The 15,055-nt window shown below is 46.3% G+C and carries 13 protein-coding genes and 1 tRNA gene; 8 read left to right on the top strand and 6 right to left on the bottom strand.

The genetic code is table 11. The features are described from left to right. The 3 genes from K6T91_08065 to K6T91_08055 all read left to right on the top strand — a co-directional run. A partial coding sequence (locus tag K6T91_08065; GenBank protein ID MCL6472748.1) for an IS1634 family transposase occupies positions 1-403 on the top strand: 403 nt, incomplete at its 5' end. Positions 404-500: 97 nt separating this feature from the next. Further along, positions 501-668: a hypothetical protein gene (locus K6T91_08060; GenBank protein ID MCL6472747.1), complete on the top strand. Its 168-nt coding sequence runs from the start codon at positions 501-503 to the stop codon at positions 666-668. Beyond that, the gene (locus K6T91_08055; protein MCL6472746.1) at positions 658-1,194 is read left to right on the top strand and encodes a hypothetical protein; all 537 of its coding nucleotides are present in this window, start codon (positions 658-660) and stop codon (positions 1,192-1,194) included. Before K6T91_08060 ends, K6T91_08055 begins: the two co-directional genes overlap by 11 nt. A gap of 24 nt (positions 1,195-1,218) precedes the next feature. Here K6T91_08055 and K6T91_08050 read toward each other — a convergent pair. From K6T91_08050 to K6T91_08040, 3 genes are all read right to left on the bottom strand, one after another. Next, positions 1,219-1,306, bottom strand: a tRNA-Cys gene (locus tag K6T91_08050). A 169-nt stretch (positions 1,307-1,475) separates the two neighbouring features. Then, a complete protein-coding gene (locus K6T91_08045) occupies positions 1,476-3,500 on the bottom strand; it encodes a PAS domain S-box protein (protein MCL6472745.1) in 2,025 nt (674 codons plus the stop codon). A gap of 25 nt (positions 3,501-3,525) precedes the next feature. Beyond that, the gene (locus tag K6T91_08040) at positions 3,526-4,179 is read right to left on the bottom strand and encodes a response regulator transcription factor (protein ID MCL6472744.1); all 654 of its coding nucleotides are present in this window, start codon (positions 4,177-4,179) and stop codon (positions 3,526-3,528) included. Positions 4,180-4,423: 244 nt separating this feature from the next. Between K6T91_08040 and K6T91_08035 the strand changes: the two genes are divergently transcribed. The 4 genes from K6T91_08035 to K6T91_08020 are packed head-to-tail and all read left to right on the top strand — an operon-like array spanning position 4,424 to position 10,800. Beyond that, positions 4,424-4,735, top strand: a complete 312-nt coding sequence (locus tag K6T91_08035; protein MCL6472743.1) for a hypothetical protein — start codon at positions 4,424-4,426, stop codon at positions 4,733-4,735. 53 nt (positions 4,736-4,788) lie between these two features. Continuing rightward, the gene (gene nuoE / locus K6T91_08030) at positions 4,789-5,292 is read left to right on the top strand and encodes an NADH-quinone oxidoreductase subunit NuoE (GenBank protein MCL6472742.1); all 504 of its coding nucleotides are present in this window, start codon (positions 4,789-4,791) and stop codon (positions 5,290-5,292) included. A gap of 1 nt (position 5,293) precedes the next feature. Next, on the top strand, positions 5,294-7,102 hold the full coding sequence (locus tag K6T91_08025; protein MCL6472741.1) for an NADH-quinone oxidoreductase subunit NuoF: 1,809 nt from the start codon (positions 5,294-5,296) through the stop codon (positions 7,100-7,102). An 11-nt stretch (positions 7,103-7,113) separates the two neighbouring features. After that, complete coding sequence (locus K6T91_08020) at positions 7,114-10,800, top strand: molybdopterin-dependent oxidoreductase (GenBank protein ID MCL6472740.1); 3,687 nt, start codon at positions 7,114-7,116, stop codon at positions 10,798-10,800. Positions 10,801-11,050: 250 nt separating this feature from the next. Here the strand turns inward: K6T91_08020 and K6T91_08015 are convergent, their stop codons facing one another. Continuing rightward, complete coding sequence (locus tag K6T91_08015; GenBank protein MCL6472739.1) at positions 11,051-11,692, bottom strand: transposase; 642 nt, start codon at positions 11,690-11,692, stop codon at positions 11,051-11,053. A gap of 344 nt (positions 11,693-12,036) precedes the next feature. On the opposite strand from K6T91_08015, the gene nadE reads away from it, so the two are divergent. Further along, on the top strand, positions 12,037-12,768 hold the full coding sequence (nadE, locus tag K6T91_08010) for an NAD(+) synthase (protein MCL6472738.1): 732 nt from the start codon (positions 12,037-12,039) through the stop codon (positions 12,766-12,768). 172 nt (positions 12,769-12,940) lie between these two features. Here nadE and K6T91_08005 read toward each other — a convergent pair whose 3' ends face one another. After that, positions 12,941-13,354: a hypothetical protein gene (locus K6T91_08005; GenBank protein MCL6472737.1), complete on the bottom strand. Its 414-nt coding sequence runs from the start codon at positions 13,352-13,354 to the stop codon at positions 12,941-12,943. 247 nt (positions 13,355-13,601) lie between these two features. Further along, a complete protein-coding gene (nhaD, locus tag K6T91_08000) occupies positions 13,602-14,864 on the bottom strand; it encodes a sodium:proton antiporter NhaD (GenBank protein ID MCL6472736.1) in 1,263 nt (420 codons plus the stop codon). Positions 14,865-15,055: the final 191 nt, after the last annotated feature.

Here is a 15,055-nt window from a genome sequence, read left to right as displayed (position 1 = left end):
CTACGGTATTGTAACCAGCGAAACAGATCTAAAGCCAGAAGATATCTTAGATGCCTACCACAGCCTGTGGAAAATTGAAGAGTCCTTTCGCATTATGAAAAGCACTCTAGAGGTTAAACCAATCTTTCACTGGACCGAAAAAAGAATAAAAGGTCACTTCGTTGTCTGCTTTTTAGCTTTCTTGCTTGAGAGAACCCTTGAGATCAAACTTAAAGACTTAGAAGATGCCAGCCCTGAGAGCATCCGTGAAGCTATTAACTCGCTTAATTTTGCACAGGTTGAGATAGATACAAAGAAATACTACATCAAGACCAAGGGAACTCAGCTTAGCAACAAGATACTTCGCAAGCTTAGAATTAATCCCCCTAAAAACATTATGGCGGTGGAAGAGTTTAATCCATAAGACAAGTAGTGGCAAAATGCACGCTTTTTTATCATCTATACTTCTGCTACCTTGGGTTTTGTAAATTCAACTGATAAAGTCAGGAGAGGGGGCCGCAATGCTGGATATTTTGGACGATGCCTTTTGGGCAGTAGCTTATCTTGCAGCGGTACCCGTCTTCATGTTTTTTGGCCTTATAATTGTGGGAGTGGTTTGTATTCGCAATAATAATCATTTATTAGGTATTAGGAGGAGGCAGAAAGGTGCTGAGATGGATGAAGGCTAGACCGCTGGTAATTGCAGGAATTGTTGCTAGCGCATTACTGCTGGGTGGGGCATATAGTGCTTACGCTTCTGCGCAAAATATCGGGTCGTATCCACCTATAGTTGAAAAGTTGGCGAAAGCGTTCAATCTTGACCCTGCCAAAGTGAACAAGGTTTTCCAGGATGATCGAGACGAGAGGAGAGCACAGGCAAGGGCGAGATTTGAGGCCAGGCTGGACCAGGCCGTAAAGGATAAAAAGATTACCCAGGCACAGAAAGATGCGATCTTGAAAAAGATCGATGAGGTAAACGCCAAGCTGCAATCGATCAAGGGCCTATCCCCAGCAGACAGACGGACAGAGATGGAAAAACTAAGAGAAGACCTCAAGGCCTGGGCAAAACAAAACGGACTTGATAAGACCCAATTTATACCCGGGTTGAAAGGATTTATAGGTCCCTGGAGGTTTAAGCATGGCAGAGGATTCATGCATGGCCCGGAATGGTTTAAGTACGAAACAGATACCGCAGGCGGAATCAATAGCATATAAGAAGGATTCAATTCAAACAATGGAGGGGGCAAGTGGGAATCGAACCCACCCCGGTTTTATTGGAACCGGCCAACGGGTTTGCAGCCCGTGGAGTGCCCAGCGCTATTGCCCCCATAATTAATGCAAATAATAATTATATCTTATTATTATAAGGGGCTCTCTTCAAGTCTTCGGCAGGTATGATTTATGAATCAGGTGCGTATTACTTATTTTTTAAAACGGTAAGTGCTGTCCGGGTGACACATAACCTTGCAGTTTGGGTGCTGCATTTGTATGTAACCTCAGACTGGAATAGATATATCTATAGTTGTACCTGCACCTAAGCTAGATTTTAGATCAAAACTACCGCCTGCAAGCCTAGCTCGAGTCAACATTCCATCTAATCCCAATTTCCCAAGGCGCGAGAGTTCGCCCAAACTTGCGGGGAGCTCAAATCCTTTGCCATTATCTGAGATTAATATTCTGGTCTCTGAATCTGCAAAATCGATTCTAACGCTAGCCTTTGTCGCCTCGGCATGCTTGATGATATTTCTTAGCGCTTCTTGAATTATGCGGAACAGGGTGGTTTCGACCTCTGTAGAGAAACGCTTTTCCGCTCCCGAGACTATTAGACTAGATTCTATTCTATGCTCGCTCTTTAGCTGCTCCACCAACCACTCCACGGCCGGCAGAAGTCCCAGGTCGTCCAGGATCGATGGTCTTAAGTCGCGGCTTAATTGACGCACGTCTTCTAGTAATCCTTTAATTTGGCCGTATAAGTTCCACAGGGATCTTAGCCTTGCCATAGGGAGGTGCTCATCTGTTTTACAAAAGCTCTCAAGTCTCTGCAGTATGGCGATTATGTCTTGAGCTGTGCTGTCGTGAAGCTCCCTTGATATTCGCAGCCTTTCGTCTTCGTGCGCTTGTGTTATTTGCTGCAAATAAAAACGCAGGTTCTCCTGCATCCTTACTTCTTTTGTTATGTCTCTGCCGATAAATTGAAAAGCGTAGGGGTGGTCGTTAACAGAAATGAGGTTGGTGGTTATTGTAAGGATAGCCTCGGTTCCGTCTTTCTTGATAATATTTTGCGTATATGGTTGTTTTACATCCCGGCCGTTTATCAGCCTTTCTTGTACTTCCTGAAAAAGTGCAAGACCTTCTTGGGAAACAAGGCTACTTCGATCCATGCCTATCAACTCGGGCAAGCTCCAGCCAAAAAGGGAGCTGGCGGCGTGGTTAGCCCCGATAATTGTACCGGACAAATCCTGAACCCAGATCGCATCGTGGGCATTTTCAAAGAGCTGCCTGTATTTTTTCTCAGACAGTCGGAGTTCTGCATTGGCTAACTCTCGCTCGTAATTTAGTTGGGTACTTTCGATTGCAATACCAATTAAGTTTCCAATGGCTGCGAGCAACTCAGCCTCAGAATCACTAAAATGTCTCGGCGAGCGCGTCATCACGTGAAGCGTTCCCATTACTTTATTCTGCGCCTGCAGAGGAACGCCGAGATGGGATTGAAGATTTTCCTCTTTTACTTCAGGTAAGCCATGCTTTGGGTCGGCAGACATGCTCTCGATTATTAATGTGCGACCGGTCTGTGCCACAATACCGCAAAATCCCTCGCCCAACGTTACTCTATCCATCAGTGAGGCGTATTTGCTATTGATTCCTTTGTATGCGGTTAGTTTCAGCTCACGCTTGTCTTTATCAAGCAGAAACAGCATTACTATTTCGGCCTGCATCACCTGCATAGTCATATCTGCGGCTGCCGCAAAGATTTGCGGCAATTCAAAGGTTTGGGCAAACATTGCCGAGAAATTAGCTATTGTTGTGAGCTGGTTTTCCTGGTGGATAGAAATGCGTACTTTGGATTGCAGCTTTTTGTGTGCAAGCTCAAGCCTTTCCGAGGCTGTTTTAAGATGCTCTTGCTGCTTTTTATGATAATTAACCCATATTAGGATGGTTGCTCCAGTCAGGGCTATAACAAGTGTCGCCAGTATGGAGCCGATGCGATTTGATGATATTGCTGTCTCGGGCAGCATGAAAAATAAGAGCAGTGCTAGGAAAGCAAAGCCATTCTTTAGGTTAAGCTTATATGCAGCGTAGATGATCGGAGCTAAATAGAGAATACGGCTGCTCGCAAGGCTGATATTAAGGCTGCCGACTCCAAAGACAAACTTAGGGATTTGAGGCTGGATGATACCGGCATGTTCAATATAAAACAAAACCGACACAAGGCAGGCAACAGCTACTAACTGCAAATGCAAGTTAACCGGAAGCTTATCAAGATAGCCGATTTTAGCAGGATATTGATTCTTAAGCCTCAACTAACTCTCCGGCGTTAGCCCCAGACTACTCTAACCCGACCCAACCCTTTTTAAGGGCAAGAATAACAGCTTCTGTTCGTGACCCAACACCGAGTTTATTGAAAATTCGTGCTATATGGGATTCTATGGTCCGTATGCTTAGACAAAGGTCGTCAGCTATCTCTTTATTGCTTTTGCCTCGTGCGGCCAATCCAAGCACATCCATTTCCCGGTCTGTCAGCATGTCAAAAGATTTATGCTCCTGGCCCCGATTGGTGCTTCTAAATCGCTGCATCACTTTGCGGGCTACTGTAGGGTGAAGGACAGAATCACCTCTATGAATCGCGTATATGGCGTTAACGAGTTCTTGCGAACAGATGTCTTTAAGTAAATAGCCTGCTGCGCCGGCGTCGAGGAGAGTAAAAATATATTGATCGAAGTCGTAAGCACTGAGTACAAGTATAGCTACCGAAGGATTATTCGTTTTAATTTGTCGGATGGCCTCGATACCGTTAATCTTAGGCATTGCAACATCGGCGACGATAACGTCTGGCTTTAGCTCCTTAGTTAACTCAATTAGCCGTGCCCCATCGCCTGCTTCGCCGACGACAGCCAGACCTGGATCCTCTTCTAAAAAACGCCGGATATTTTCCCTGACCAGCAAATGATCATCAGCCAGCAAAACGCGGATTTTTTCCACACGCCGTTCCCCCCGTGATCCCCCAAAACACGGTAAATACACTGACTATCGATGTTGATTACATAAAAATACTGAAATGGTTAACTTAATATACCCAAGAGGCGCAGGAAATAAAACTGCATGCTTAGGACTTAAATCTTCAAAGTTATTTGTGAATGGAAAACAGTACGCCCTCCGATGTGCACTTTCTTTTCCGGTGGTTTAATTGACTCGTAAATTCAAATCGCTGGAAGGAGGTTTAAAAATGGGATTGAGGGCTTATTTCTTAGTGGACGTAGTAGACGACATGGATCAGCGGCAATTTATCCAGGCGGTTAGGGACCTGGAGGAAGAGAACGGTGTTGACTTTGTTGATCCGGTCATCGGCAGCCGCGACATGGTCATTATGGTGGAAGCGCCGGTCAGCGTTGAGGCCATAGCCAACAAGATCAAGGCGAATCCATGGGTGAAGCAGTTGGAAATTCTCAGCATTGTTAGCCTATACGAGCGGCATCGGTCCTCGAAAAAGCAAATGCTTAAGTCGCTAGCCCACGATGGTTTTGGGGATGCCGCTTAACAGCTAAATTGTAACAGCAATGCAAACGCTAGGTGACCAACCAGGAGGTGGAAATGGCTACGAAAGTAAGGGCGCGGGAGGTTCCCTCTTTCGAAACTATTGATGAGGTTATACATAAGCACAATGCAGAAAGAGGAGCCGTTATCCCAATACTACAGGAGGTTCAAAGCATATATGGTTACATACCTCCAATTGCAATCGATCGGATAGCTAAAATTACCAGTATACCAAATGGTGAGATATACGGTACTGCGACATTCTATAACATGTTTCGTCTGGAGCCCCTTGGCGAAAACTTGGTAAAAGTTTGTCACGGGACAGCTTGCCACCTTGCGGGGGCGGAAAGAATTACCGAGGCCATATCTATAGAGGTAGGAGCCAAAGAGGGACAAACCAGTCCCGACGGCAAGTTTACGGTGGAGCAGGTAGCTTGCTTGGGCTGCTGTAGCTCTGCGCCGGCTCTTATGATCAACGATGAAGTCTATGGGCGTTTGACGCCGGAGTCGGTGCGTAAGGCTCTTAAAAAATTCAGGTATGGTAATAGGGATGGTGAGTAGGATGGCCGGCGCAAATGGAAACGGAGACGCAAACATAAGCAAAAGCAAAAGCACATTAGTTAAGGTCGGCCTTAGCTCTTGTGGAGTGGCTGCAGGCGGACGAGAAGTTTTTGATGCTCTATCCACAAAACTTAAAGGCTCCGGTGTGGTTGTACAGCAAACGGGTTGCATAGGTATGTGTTACAAAGAGCCGCTTGTTGAGATACGGCTCCATGAAAAAGAAAGGTACATATACGGCGATGTGACACCGGAGCGAGTCGATCGAATAGTTGAGGAGCATATAAAGGGCGGCAAACCTGTTGATGAATGGCTTCTGATGTCTTGTGGCGGTGAAGATGCAAAAAATCCTCTTAGTGGGCAAGAGAGAATAGTGCTTCGCAACTGCGGTATCATCGATCCGGAGAGCATTGATGATTACATTTCGGTTGGCGGATATAAGGCTCTCGAAAAGGCACTTAAAACAATGACTCCCGAACAGGTTATCGATGAGGTGCTTGAGTCAGGTCTGCGCGGGAGAGGTGGAGCAGGATTTGCTACTGGCTTGAAGTGGCGGTTTACAAGGCAGGCTAAGGGTTCGCCCAAGTATATTATATGTAACGCTGATGAAGGCGATCCTGGTGCGTTTATGGATAGAAGTGTTCTTGAGAGCGACCCGCATAGCGTCCTTGAGGGCATGCTAATAGCGGGCTACGCCATAGGCGCGTCCGAGGGATATATTTACGTCCGCGCCGAATACCCCATGGCGGTTCGCAGATTAAGGATTGCCATCTCCCATGCCAGGGAAAAAGGCTTCATTGGCGAGTCGATTCTCGGGAGCAAATATAACTTTGACATAAAGATACGCGAGGGGGCGGGGGCTTTTGTATGTGGCGAAGAGACCGCTCTGATAATGTCAATAGAAGGAAAACGTGGCATGCCAAGGTCGAGACCGCCTTTCCCGGCACAGGCAGGTCTTTGGGGTAAGCCGACAAGTATTAATAATGTTGAAACGTTTGCAAATGTCGCGTGGATTATAACCAATGGGGCTAAAGCCTACTATAGCTTAGGTACCGAGAAGAGTAAGGGCACCAAAGTATTCGCACTTGCCGGCAAAGTCGCGCACGGCGGCCTAGTAGAAGTCCCGATGGGGATGACCATTCGAGATATAGTTTTTAATGTCGGCGGCGGCACATCTTCCAACCTTGAGTTTAAAGCAGTCCAGATGGGTGGGCCTTCCGGTGGCTGCGTTCCGGCAAGCCTTGCAGACACCCCGGTTGATTATGAATCGCTAACGGGCATCGGGGCAATTATGGGTTCCGGCGGTATGCTGGTCATGGATGAGAGCACTTGCATGGTTGACCTTGCCAAATTCTTTTTAAATTTTACCCAGGATGAATCATGTGGGAAGTGCGTGCCATGCCGAATCGGCACAAAACGCATGCTCGAGATACTTAACAGGATTACCGGAGGCCAGGGCAAAGATGGTGACATAGAGCTGCTTGAGGGGCTGGCGGCAAGCATAAAGAGGGCGTCTTTATGCGGACTCGGTCAGACGGCACCCAACCCAACGCTTACCACAATTAAATACTTCCGCGACGAGTATGAGGCCCATATCAAAGAAAAAAAGTGCCCAGCCAAGAAATGTCAGGCTCTGATCACCTATGAGGTCATGGCCGACCCATGCACTGGCTGTAGGCTTTGCCAGAAGTTCTGTCCAACAGGCGCTATAACCGGAGCAAAGAAACAAGCCCACGTTATTGATAATGACAAATGCATACGCTGCGGGCTCTGTATGAACGTATGTAAATTCGATGCAATAACTGTTTACTAAGGAGGGTAGAGATGGATAAAGTCAAAATTACGCTGGATGGCAGAGAAGTCGAAGTAGCTGCGGGAACAACGATACTTGATGCTGCTCGCCAACATGGTGTTAAGATACCAACTTTGTGTCATGATCCAAGGCTGAAACCATATGCAGCCTGTCGAATCTGCCTTGTTGATGTAGAAGGATCTCGTGGCCCATTGCCTGCGTGTGCCAATTCGGTAAGCGACGGCATGAAAATAAGTACGATGAACGATAATCTTGCTGCTCTACGCCGTGTGTGTCTTGAGCTTCTTGTATCAGATCACTACGGAGATTGCGTGGCTCCCTGCAGTCTGGCCTGCCCGGCAGGGATAGATATACAGGGGCAGCTGGCGCTTATCGCAGATGGTCAATATAAAGAGGCTTTAAAACTTATCAAAGAGTCAAACCCGCTTCCTTCAGTTTGCGGAAGGGTATGTCCCCGTTTTTGTGAGAAGAACTGTCGCAGAAATCTGGTGGATGAGCCGGTTGCAATAAATTCTTTAAAACGATTTGTCGCTGATTTTGATATGGCAGAGGAGCCATATCGGCCGGAAGTCAAGCCGTCTACTGGCCACAAAGTGGCAATAGTTGGCGGCGGACCTGCAGGTCTGTCGGCAGCATATTTCCTGGCTCTTGAGGGCCACCAGGTATCTATCTTTGATTCCAACCCGAAGCTGGGCGGCATGCTCCGTTACGGGATACCGGAGTACCGTCTCCCCAAGGCGGAACTGGACAAAGAGATAGCTACTATTACAGACCTGTGCGAAGCGGTCTATCTTAACAAGGCCCTGGGCCGTGACTTCACCATAGAGAGCTTGAAAAAGGAAGGGTTTAAAGCAATATTTGTCGCATTAGGTGCGCAGGCAAGTCAAAAGATGCGCGTAGAGGGAGAAGATCTGCAGGGGGTACTGCCCGGAGTCAACTTCCTCCGGGACGTTGCCCTCGGCAATAAAATCGCCTTAGGCGAAAAAGTTGCCGTAATTGGAGGTGGCAACACCGCTATGGATGCGGCTAGAACTGCGCTTCGCCTTGGAGCTAGGAAAGTAATGGTTATCTACCGCCGTTCGAGGGACGAGATGCCAGCAGCAGCAGAAGAAGTTGAGGAGGCGGAGAAAGAGGGGGTAGATTTCCAATTTTTATCGGCACCTGTAAAGATAGTTGGTGAAGGTGGGCACGTCGTCGGTATTGAGTGCATCAAAATGGAGCTTGGTGAGCCTGATAGTTCCGGAAGGCGCAGGCCTGTTGCGGTTGAGGGTTCGCAGCACTGCATATCGGTAGACACCGTAATTGCTGCCATTGGTCAGGCTTTAGATATGCCTGAGCTAAGCGATGGCGAAACGCTGAAGCTCTCCTCAAGAGGCTATATAGAGATAAACAAGGAGACCATGGCAACCTCGATCGAAGGGGTCTTTGGCGGTGGCGATGGAGCTAGCGGTCCGGCCACAGTCGTTCAGGCTGTAGGAGCAGGTAAAAGAGCTGCCCACTCTATTAACCTATACGTCAATGGGCAAGCTGTGGTATCGCCTGCTAATCCGTTTAACTCGAGCAAAGGGGAGCTGTCGGAGATCGACCCGGCCGAGTTCGCAGATAGGGAGAAAGTCCCAAGAGCAAAACAGCCGATGCTTACAGTTGAGGAAAGAAAGCATAACTTCCGTGAAGTAGAGCAGGGCCTTTCTGAAGAAGAGGCAAAAAAAGAGGCGATGAGGTGCTTATCTTGCGGTTGCCAAGATGTCTTTACCTGTGAGCTAAGGAAGTTGGCCACCGAATACAGGGTAGATGCATCAACGCTTGATGGTGAGAAACATCGCCTGCCAATTGCGAATGATCACCCGTATATCGAGAGAGACAATAATAAGTGTATCCTCTGCGGCAGGTGTGCCAGGATATGTTCGGAGGTTATGGGTCTTGGGGCGATCACCTTTGTCAACCGGGGCTTTAATACTGTCGTTCAACCTTCGCTGGGCTTACGTCTGGAGGAGACCCAATGCGAGTCCTGTAGTCAATGTATATCTACCTGTCCAACAGGAGCGCTGACTGCCAAAGTCATGGCTCCTAAGCCCGGCCCGTGGCGGACCAAGGATATACCCTCAGTATGTCCGCAATGCGGCATCAACTGTTCTCTTGTGCTTAAAGTTAAAGGCAATAGAGTAATTAAGGTATCTTCACCGCTGGGTAGCGCGGTAAATGATGGCAATCTATGCAAAAGAGGCGCTTTTGAGACATTGTTTGTGCATGGCAAAAATCGTCTTGAAACACCTCTAATCAAGGAAGGCGGCCGTATGCGACCGGCAAGTTGGGAAGAAGCCTTGGCGAAGGCAAGTGAGGGATTAAAAGAGGCCATATCCAGGTATGGATCTGATAAAGTCGCAGTGTTGGCATCGCCGAAGCTGACAAATGAGGAGAACTATCTAGCACAGAAACTGGCCCGGTTGGCGATGAAGACCAATAATATCGGAAACTCTATCAGCGTACCGGAAAATAATGCCCTTGGCGAGTATTTCGGCAAGAATTCCTCCACATGCTCATTTGGTGATATATCACATAGCGATCTTATCTTTATCTATGGCAGCGATGTATTTACCGAATATCCGGTTGCTGCACTTAAGATAAAAGGTGTGGTAGAGGCGGGAAGCAGGTTAATAATGGTCAACCATGAGCCGACTAGGCTTGATGCTGCCGCCAACATGACCCTTAAGATAAGCCGGCGTATGGCGGAAGAGTTGCTGCAGACTATGTTGAACTACGTCTTTGCCAATGATTTGATCGACGACGAGTTTATTAACCGGAGAACCCTGGGTCTTCGGGAGTTAAAGAAGCATGTTAAACCTTACTCAATGGATAACTGGTCTCAGGCATTTTGGGTCAAGCCGGCGAAGATCATTGAGTTCATACACATGTACGTTCGAGCAAAGAACCCTATGATTATTGTTAATGCCGATACTATCAGCCATGGTGAGCTGTCACTTCTTTGCAATCTTGCCTTAGTTACTGGTAATGTTGCCAGAAAGGGCGCCGGCATAATAGCTCTGCGCAGCCATGGCAACAGCCAGGGTCAAATTGACATGGGTGTCTCGCCGGAGCATCTCCCAGGCCAGGAGCCCATCTTCGACTCTACACCGCGCCAGATATTGGAGACATTATGGGGAGCAAGTATACCTGAAATGAAGGGCTTGGCACCGGAAGATATGGCTGAGAGTATAGCTAAAAGCAAGATAAAGGGTCTTATAGTCATAGGTGCCGGTAGCGACGATATAGATTTAGATTTGCTACAGAGCGGAAGAACCTTCACAGTCGTAATAACTCCAGTGTTTAAGGAGGAGATGGCACAGGCAGATGTGGTCTTTCCTGGAACGACGTTTGCCGAGACAGATGGCACGTTTACAAGCAGCGAGCAGCGGGTTCAGCGCCTTTATGAGGCAGTTGCTGCAAAAGCTGGCAAGCATACCTGGCAGATAATATGCGACCTGGCGTCAAGGCTGGGCTATGAGATGCAGTATTCCAGCGCAGCCGATATCTTTGGCGAGATATCAAAAGTAATACCTGCGTACAGTGATATCAGTTTCAACCATATCCCAGGTGATGGGATTAAACTGTCTTCGTGCAACGAGCAGGCTACCTTTATATCACCTCACTGGTTGGATAAACTGATAAAGATAGGGTTACGAGAAAGCGATTCTAGCTAAGTTAGGCCATGAACAAGTCAAACAAACAGGGCAGATAAGGCAGACAAGGCAGACAAGGCAGACAAGGCGCTGGAAGGATTAAATAAGGGCGGAGCTTCCCTCCGCCCTTTCTTTGGGTGACAGGCACCGGGCAGCTGCCTGAGCTGGGCAAATAGTCGTATTCTTTGACAAAAGTGTGCATTTGTGAAACGTTTGGATAACTATTAAATGTTCGGATAACTATTAAATCCAGGCCAATTGATCTATGTGGCTATGACTCAATTAAGATGGCTTTGACTTGCGCTATAAAACCATCAGAGCCTAAAAATCTACCCTCTTTAATTTCAGATAAGATATCCTTATTGTTGCGCAAACCTTGTTCAAGAAAGGCCATGTATCTAGATACCTGCGTGGACGGTCGCTTCCCAAAAAGAGTCAAGTGCGACCTATCAATAAACGGATAGTAATCAAGGCCAATATAAGTTCGTAGACTACTCCATTTATAATCTTGCGGCTTTGATGTAATGCCGGCTCTAACTGCGTTTAAATGGATGTATCGAGTAAGCTCAAGCAGGTACGCCTCACTATCAACTACTACCGAGTAGAATCTTTCCTGAAAAAGATGCCCTCTTTGTTTTTGTCTGTAATTACATTTTTTAGCGTACCTGCTGTGAAGGGATTTTACAATCTCGGCCAGGGAAGATTTTTCTGTTGGCCTGAGTAATAAGTGCACATGATTAGACATTAAACAGAAAGCATAGACAGTAAATCCGAGCTTCTCTTTATAGAAAGCAAGTAATTCGAGATAAAGCTCTCTGTCTGCATCTGAGTAAAAAATATCCTGCTGGTAATTACCTCTTGCCACCACGTGGTAAAGAAGGTTAGGTATATCGATACGTGGCCTTCTACCCATAAGCGCTCCTGTCCAATGATGTATATGTGTAATTTGTAAATACCAGAACTATTATGCAAATTCCTGCTTAGTGAAAAAGATTTTTTCCCTTGCTTTAAATGACCATAAAAATCTTTTCACATGTGCACACTTTTTGATTGTCATTGCGGTAAATTAGCAGGTAGCGCAATTGCCCGGTACCTGTCACCAAGGTGAGTATATGTAACGCATTTGTAACAAACTTTTGCTATGATTATGGCAGGCGTGTTTTAATATCTTTGTTTAAATTTAAGTGCTGTGAAGAAATGTAGGAAAGGCTGATTTAATTAAACCAAGCTCTAAGAAATGGGTGGGATAGGAATTTGATTGATTTTGATCCTCGCAAAGAAGAAGAGCGGATAGTTGCCTGGCTTAAGGACTATCTGGAACAAAGTGGCTTAAATGGTCTGGTTGTAGGCTTAAGTGGCGGTATTGACTCTGCGGTTGTGGCTGCTCTGTGCAAGAAAGCTTCTCCGAATAATGTGCTTGGCATCATAATGCCGTGCCACAGCAATCCTGAGGACATGAAGCATGCAAAGCTAGTAGCGGAGAGATTCGCTATTCAGACAAAAACTGTGCCGCTTGATAATGTCTATGATGCATTTTTAAACCTGCTTGACCCGGAAGCGTTATTTAAAGACAGAAAAGACCTTGCTGTGGCAAATCTTAAACCGAGGCTTCGCATGGTAACACTATTCTTTAACGCAAACCGTTTGAATTATGTTGTGGCGGGCACCGGCAACAGGAGCGAAGCTACGGTTGGCTATTTTACCAAATATGGTGATGGCGCAGTCGATATATTGCCTATAGCGCATCTTGTAAAAACCCAAGTAAGAATGTTGGCAGAACATTTAGGGGTTCCGCGCGAGGTCATAGATAAACCGCCGTCCGCTGGCTTGTGGGGCGGTCAAACCGATGAGGCTGAGATGGGCGTAACATACGAGCAATTGGATAGCTATATACTAACTGGAAAAGCCGATGAAGAAGTTAAAAAGCGCATAGAGGCCATGATAAAGTCAAGTGAACACAAGAGGAGAATGCCTCCTAAGGTAGAGTAAATAAGAAAAATAAAGGCAACTGAAGGTTTGTAAAGCACATAAAGGAAAGTAAAGAAATACAAAGAAATACACAGAATTGCAAAGAATTGCAAAGCTTTATAATGCTTTATAAAGCATTAATTAGAAAGGGCCGAGAATAAACCCGGCCCTTTAAAATCGATAATGTTAGTTACTAGTTATCGTCTTTATGTCTGGAGCTGCGGATACCTGATACTGCTAATAATGCGATGCCTGCCAGCGCGGGAACCAGCGGGTTCAACGGTAAGCCCGTAAAAGGCAGTACCTGAACCTCTCTGCGAATCCTCGCCTTGGGTGCAGCCTTAGCCACCACCTTTTCTGCCACCGCTACCGATACCTGGGTTGTTGTAGTAGTCGGACACGCAGTCGTTGTAGTAGTTGGACATGTAGTGGTGGTTGTGGTCGGACAGGTAGTAGTGGTTGTTGGACAAGTGGTAGTTGTTGGGCGGCATTTCAGCTTGCACTTGTCAATTAGTTGTTGGCAGGTAGTGCCGGCGAAAGCGCCCGTTGCAATGAGGCTTAGACCGATGACAGTTAGAACTAGAACTACAGCAAGTTTTCTTCCCATGAAATCAACTCCTTAGCATTTAGATTGGGCTGCCTGAAATTTAATCAAGTAACTCTTGCCCTGAGCAAAGTTATCTAAACGCAAATAGAGTTATCTTTTTTTAAAGCAAACTATTTAGCGACGTAGTGGGTAGTATGAATTAAGCACAAAGTTACCTTACTATCGAGCGTGTGAAATGGTGCATTGGGTAGGGATAATCATCTTTGCTTGTAAGCTGTTATAAAAGCATCAGTTGAACCGATACAAACTAGAACACCAACTTCTGCAGGTACCAGACAGCGATACCGCAGGCGTAAGCCAGGATTGCAGGTAAGCCGGCAAGCTTTAAGTAGTTGGAAAAGTTAAGCTCTTTTATAGTTCCCATGGCGACAATTCCTGCGGCAGAACCAATAACCAGTATGGATCCGCCTGTGCCGACGGCAAGCGCAATAAGGATCCATATCGATGTGTCGGTAGTTTTAATGATATCCATCGCAGCTGCAGTCAATGGCACATTATCAACTATTGCTGAGAGTAATCCCAAAACCGAACTACCCCCGACCAGGCGGAGCAGCTCTGGGTTTTTACCAAATAGCTCATTGGAGATCGTCTCTAAAATTCCAACGTGATTAAGCGCGGCCACTGCAAGCAATATTCCGACGAAGAATTTAAGACTGGAAATATCAGTTTTCTGGAGCAATTGTTCTATCGATGCTGTAAAATGTGAGCGTTGATTTGGCAGTTGTTTCTTAAGTAAATCAATCAACAACCAGGTCAGACCAAGACCAGTCAGAAGTCCCATATAGGGTCTAAGCCCAAAACTATGAAAGATAAATGATAGTGAAAAAGAGAAGAACGCAAATCCGATAACCATTTTTTCAGTGAAGACAAGCTTAAATTCTTGCGCTTTAACAGTTTTACTGTCTTTGTCCTCAGCTTTTCTTATTATTAAAGAAACCGCAACTAAATAGATAACCAGTGCAGGAAGAAATCCATGAAGGATGATCTCACCGCTCCCGAATTTTCCTTTTAACCAGAGCATAGTTGTAGTGACATCGCCGATTGGGGAAAAAGCCCCGCCGGCATTAGCAGCTACAATTACAACTGCTGCAGCGATAAGCAGGTTCCTGCCCCTAAAAAAAGCGCGGGACAACTGGGTTAAAATAATTGTTGTCGTAAGGTTATCGATTACTGCAGAAAGAGCAAATGCGATACCCGAGATTAACCATAACTGTCTCCTGTCATCTAAGTTTTTCGCTAGGAGCCAGGAGCGCACGACTTCAAAAAATTTGTAATGGACAAGTATCTCAACAAGCGTCATTGCTGACAGTAAAAAGACCAGTATCTCGAATATCTCGGTGCCGGCTTCGGAAAGATGAGCGGCTACGCCGCCATGGTCGCTGACCGCAACCAAAGACCACAATATGCCTGCAGAAAGCAATGCCACCGCGCTTTTGCTGATTTGCAGCTTATGCTCGGCCGAGATGAGTATGTATCCAATTATAAATACCAGAGATATTAATAAAACCATTCCAATCCCCTATCGGAGATGTTATTACAGGCAGATGGACAGATGGCTGGGCAGGCAATACAAAGAACCACATGCGATTTTACACAGATTGGCTACCTTAATAATGTCTTACCTTAAACCCTTAACAAAGTACCAATTAGACTTATACGTTGTCAAGATTCAGCGGTGGCTGCTGCATTTAGACTAAGTTT

This window comes from Bacillota bacterium (genome assembly GCA_023511485.1).
Lineage (GTDB): Bacteria > Actinomycetota > Aquicultoria > Aquicultorales > Aquicultoraceae > CADDYS01.
The sequence above is the reverse complement of the archived record's forward strand: the minus strand, read 5'-3'. Positions and strand labels throughout refer to the sequence as shown.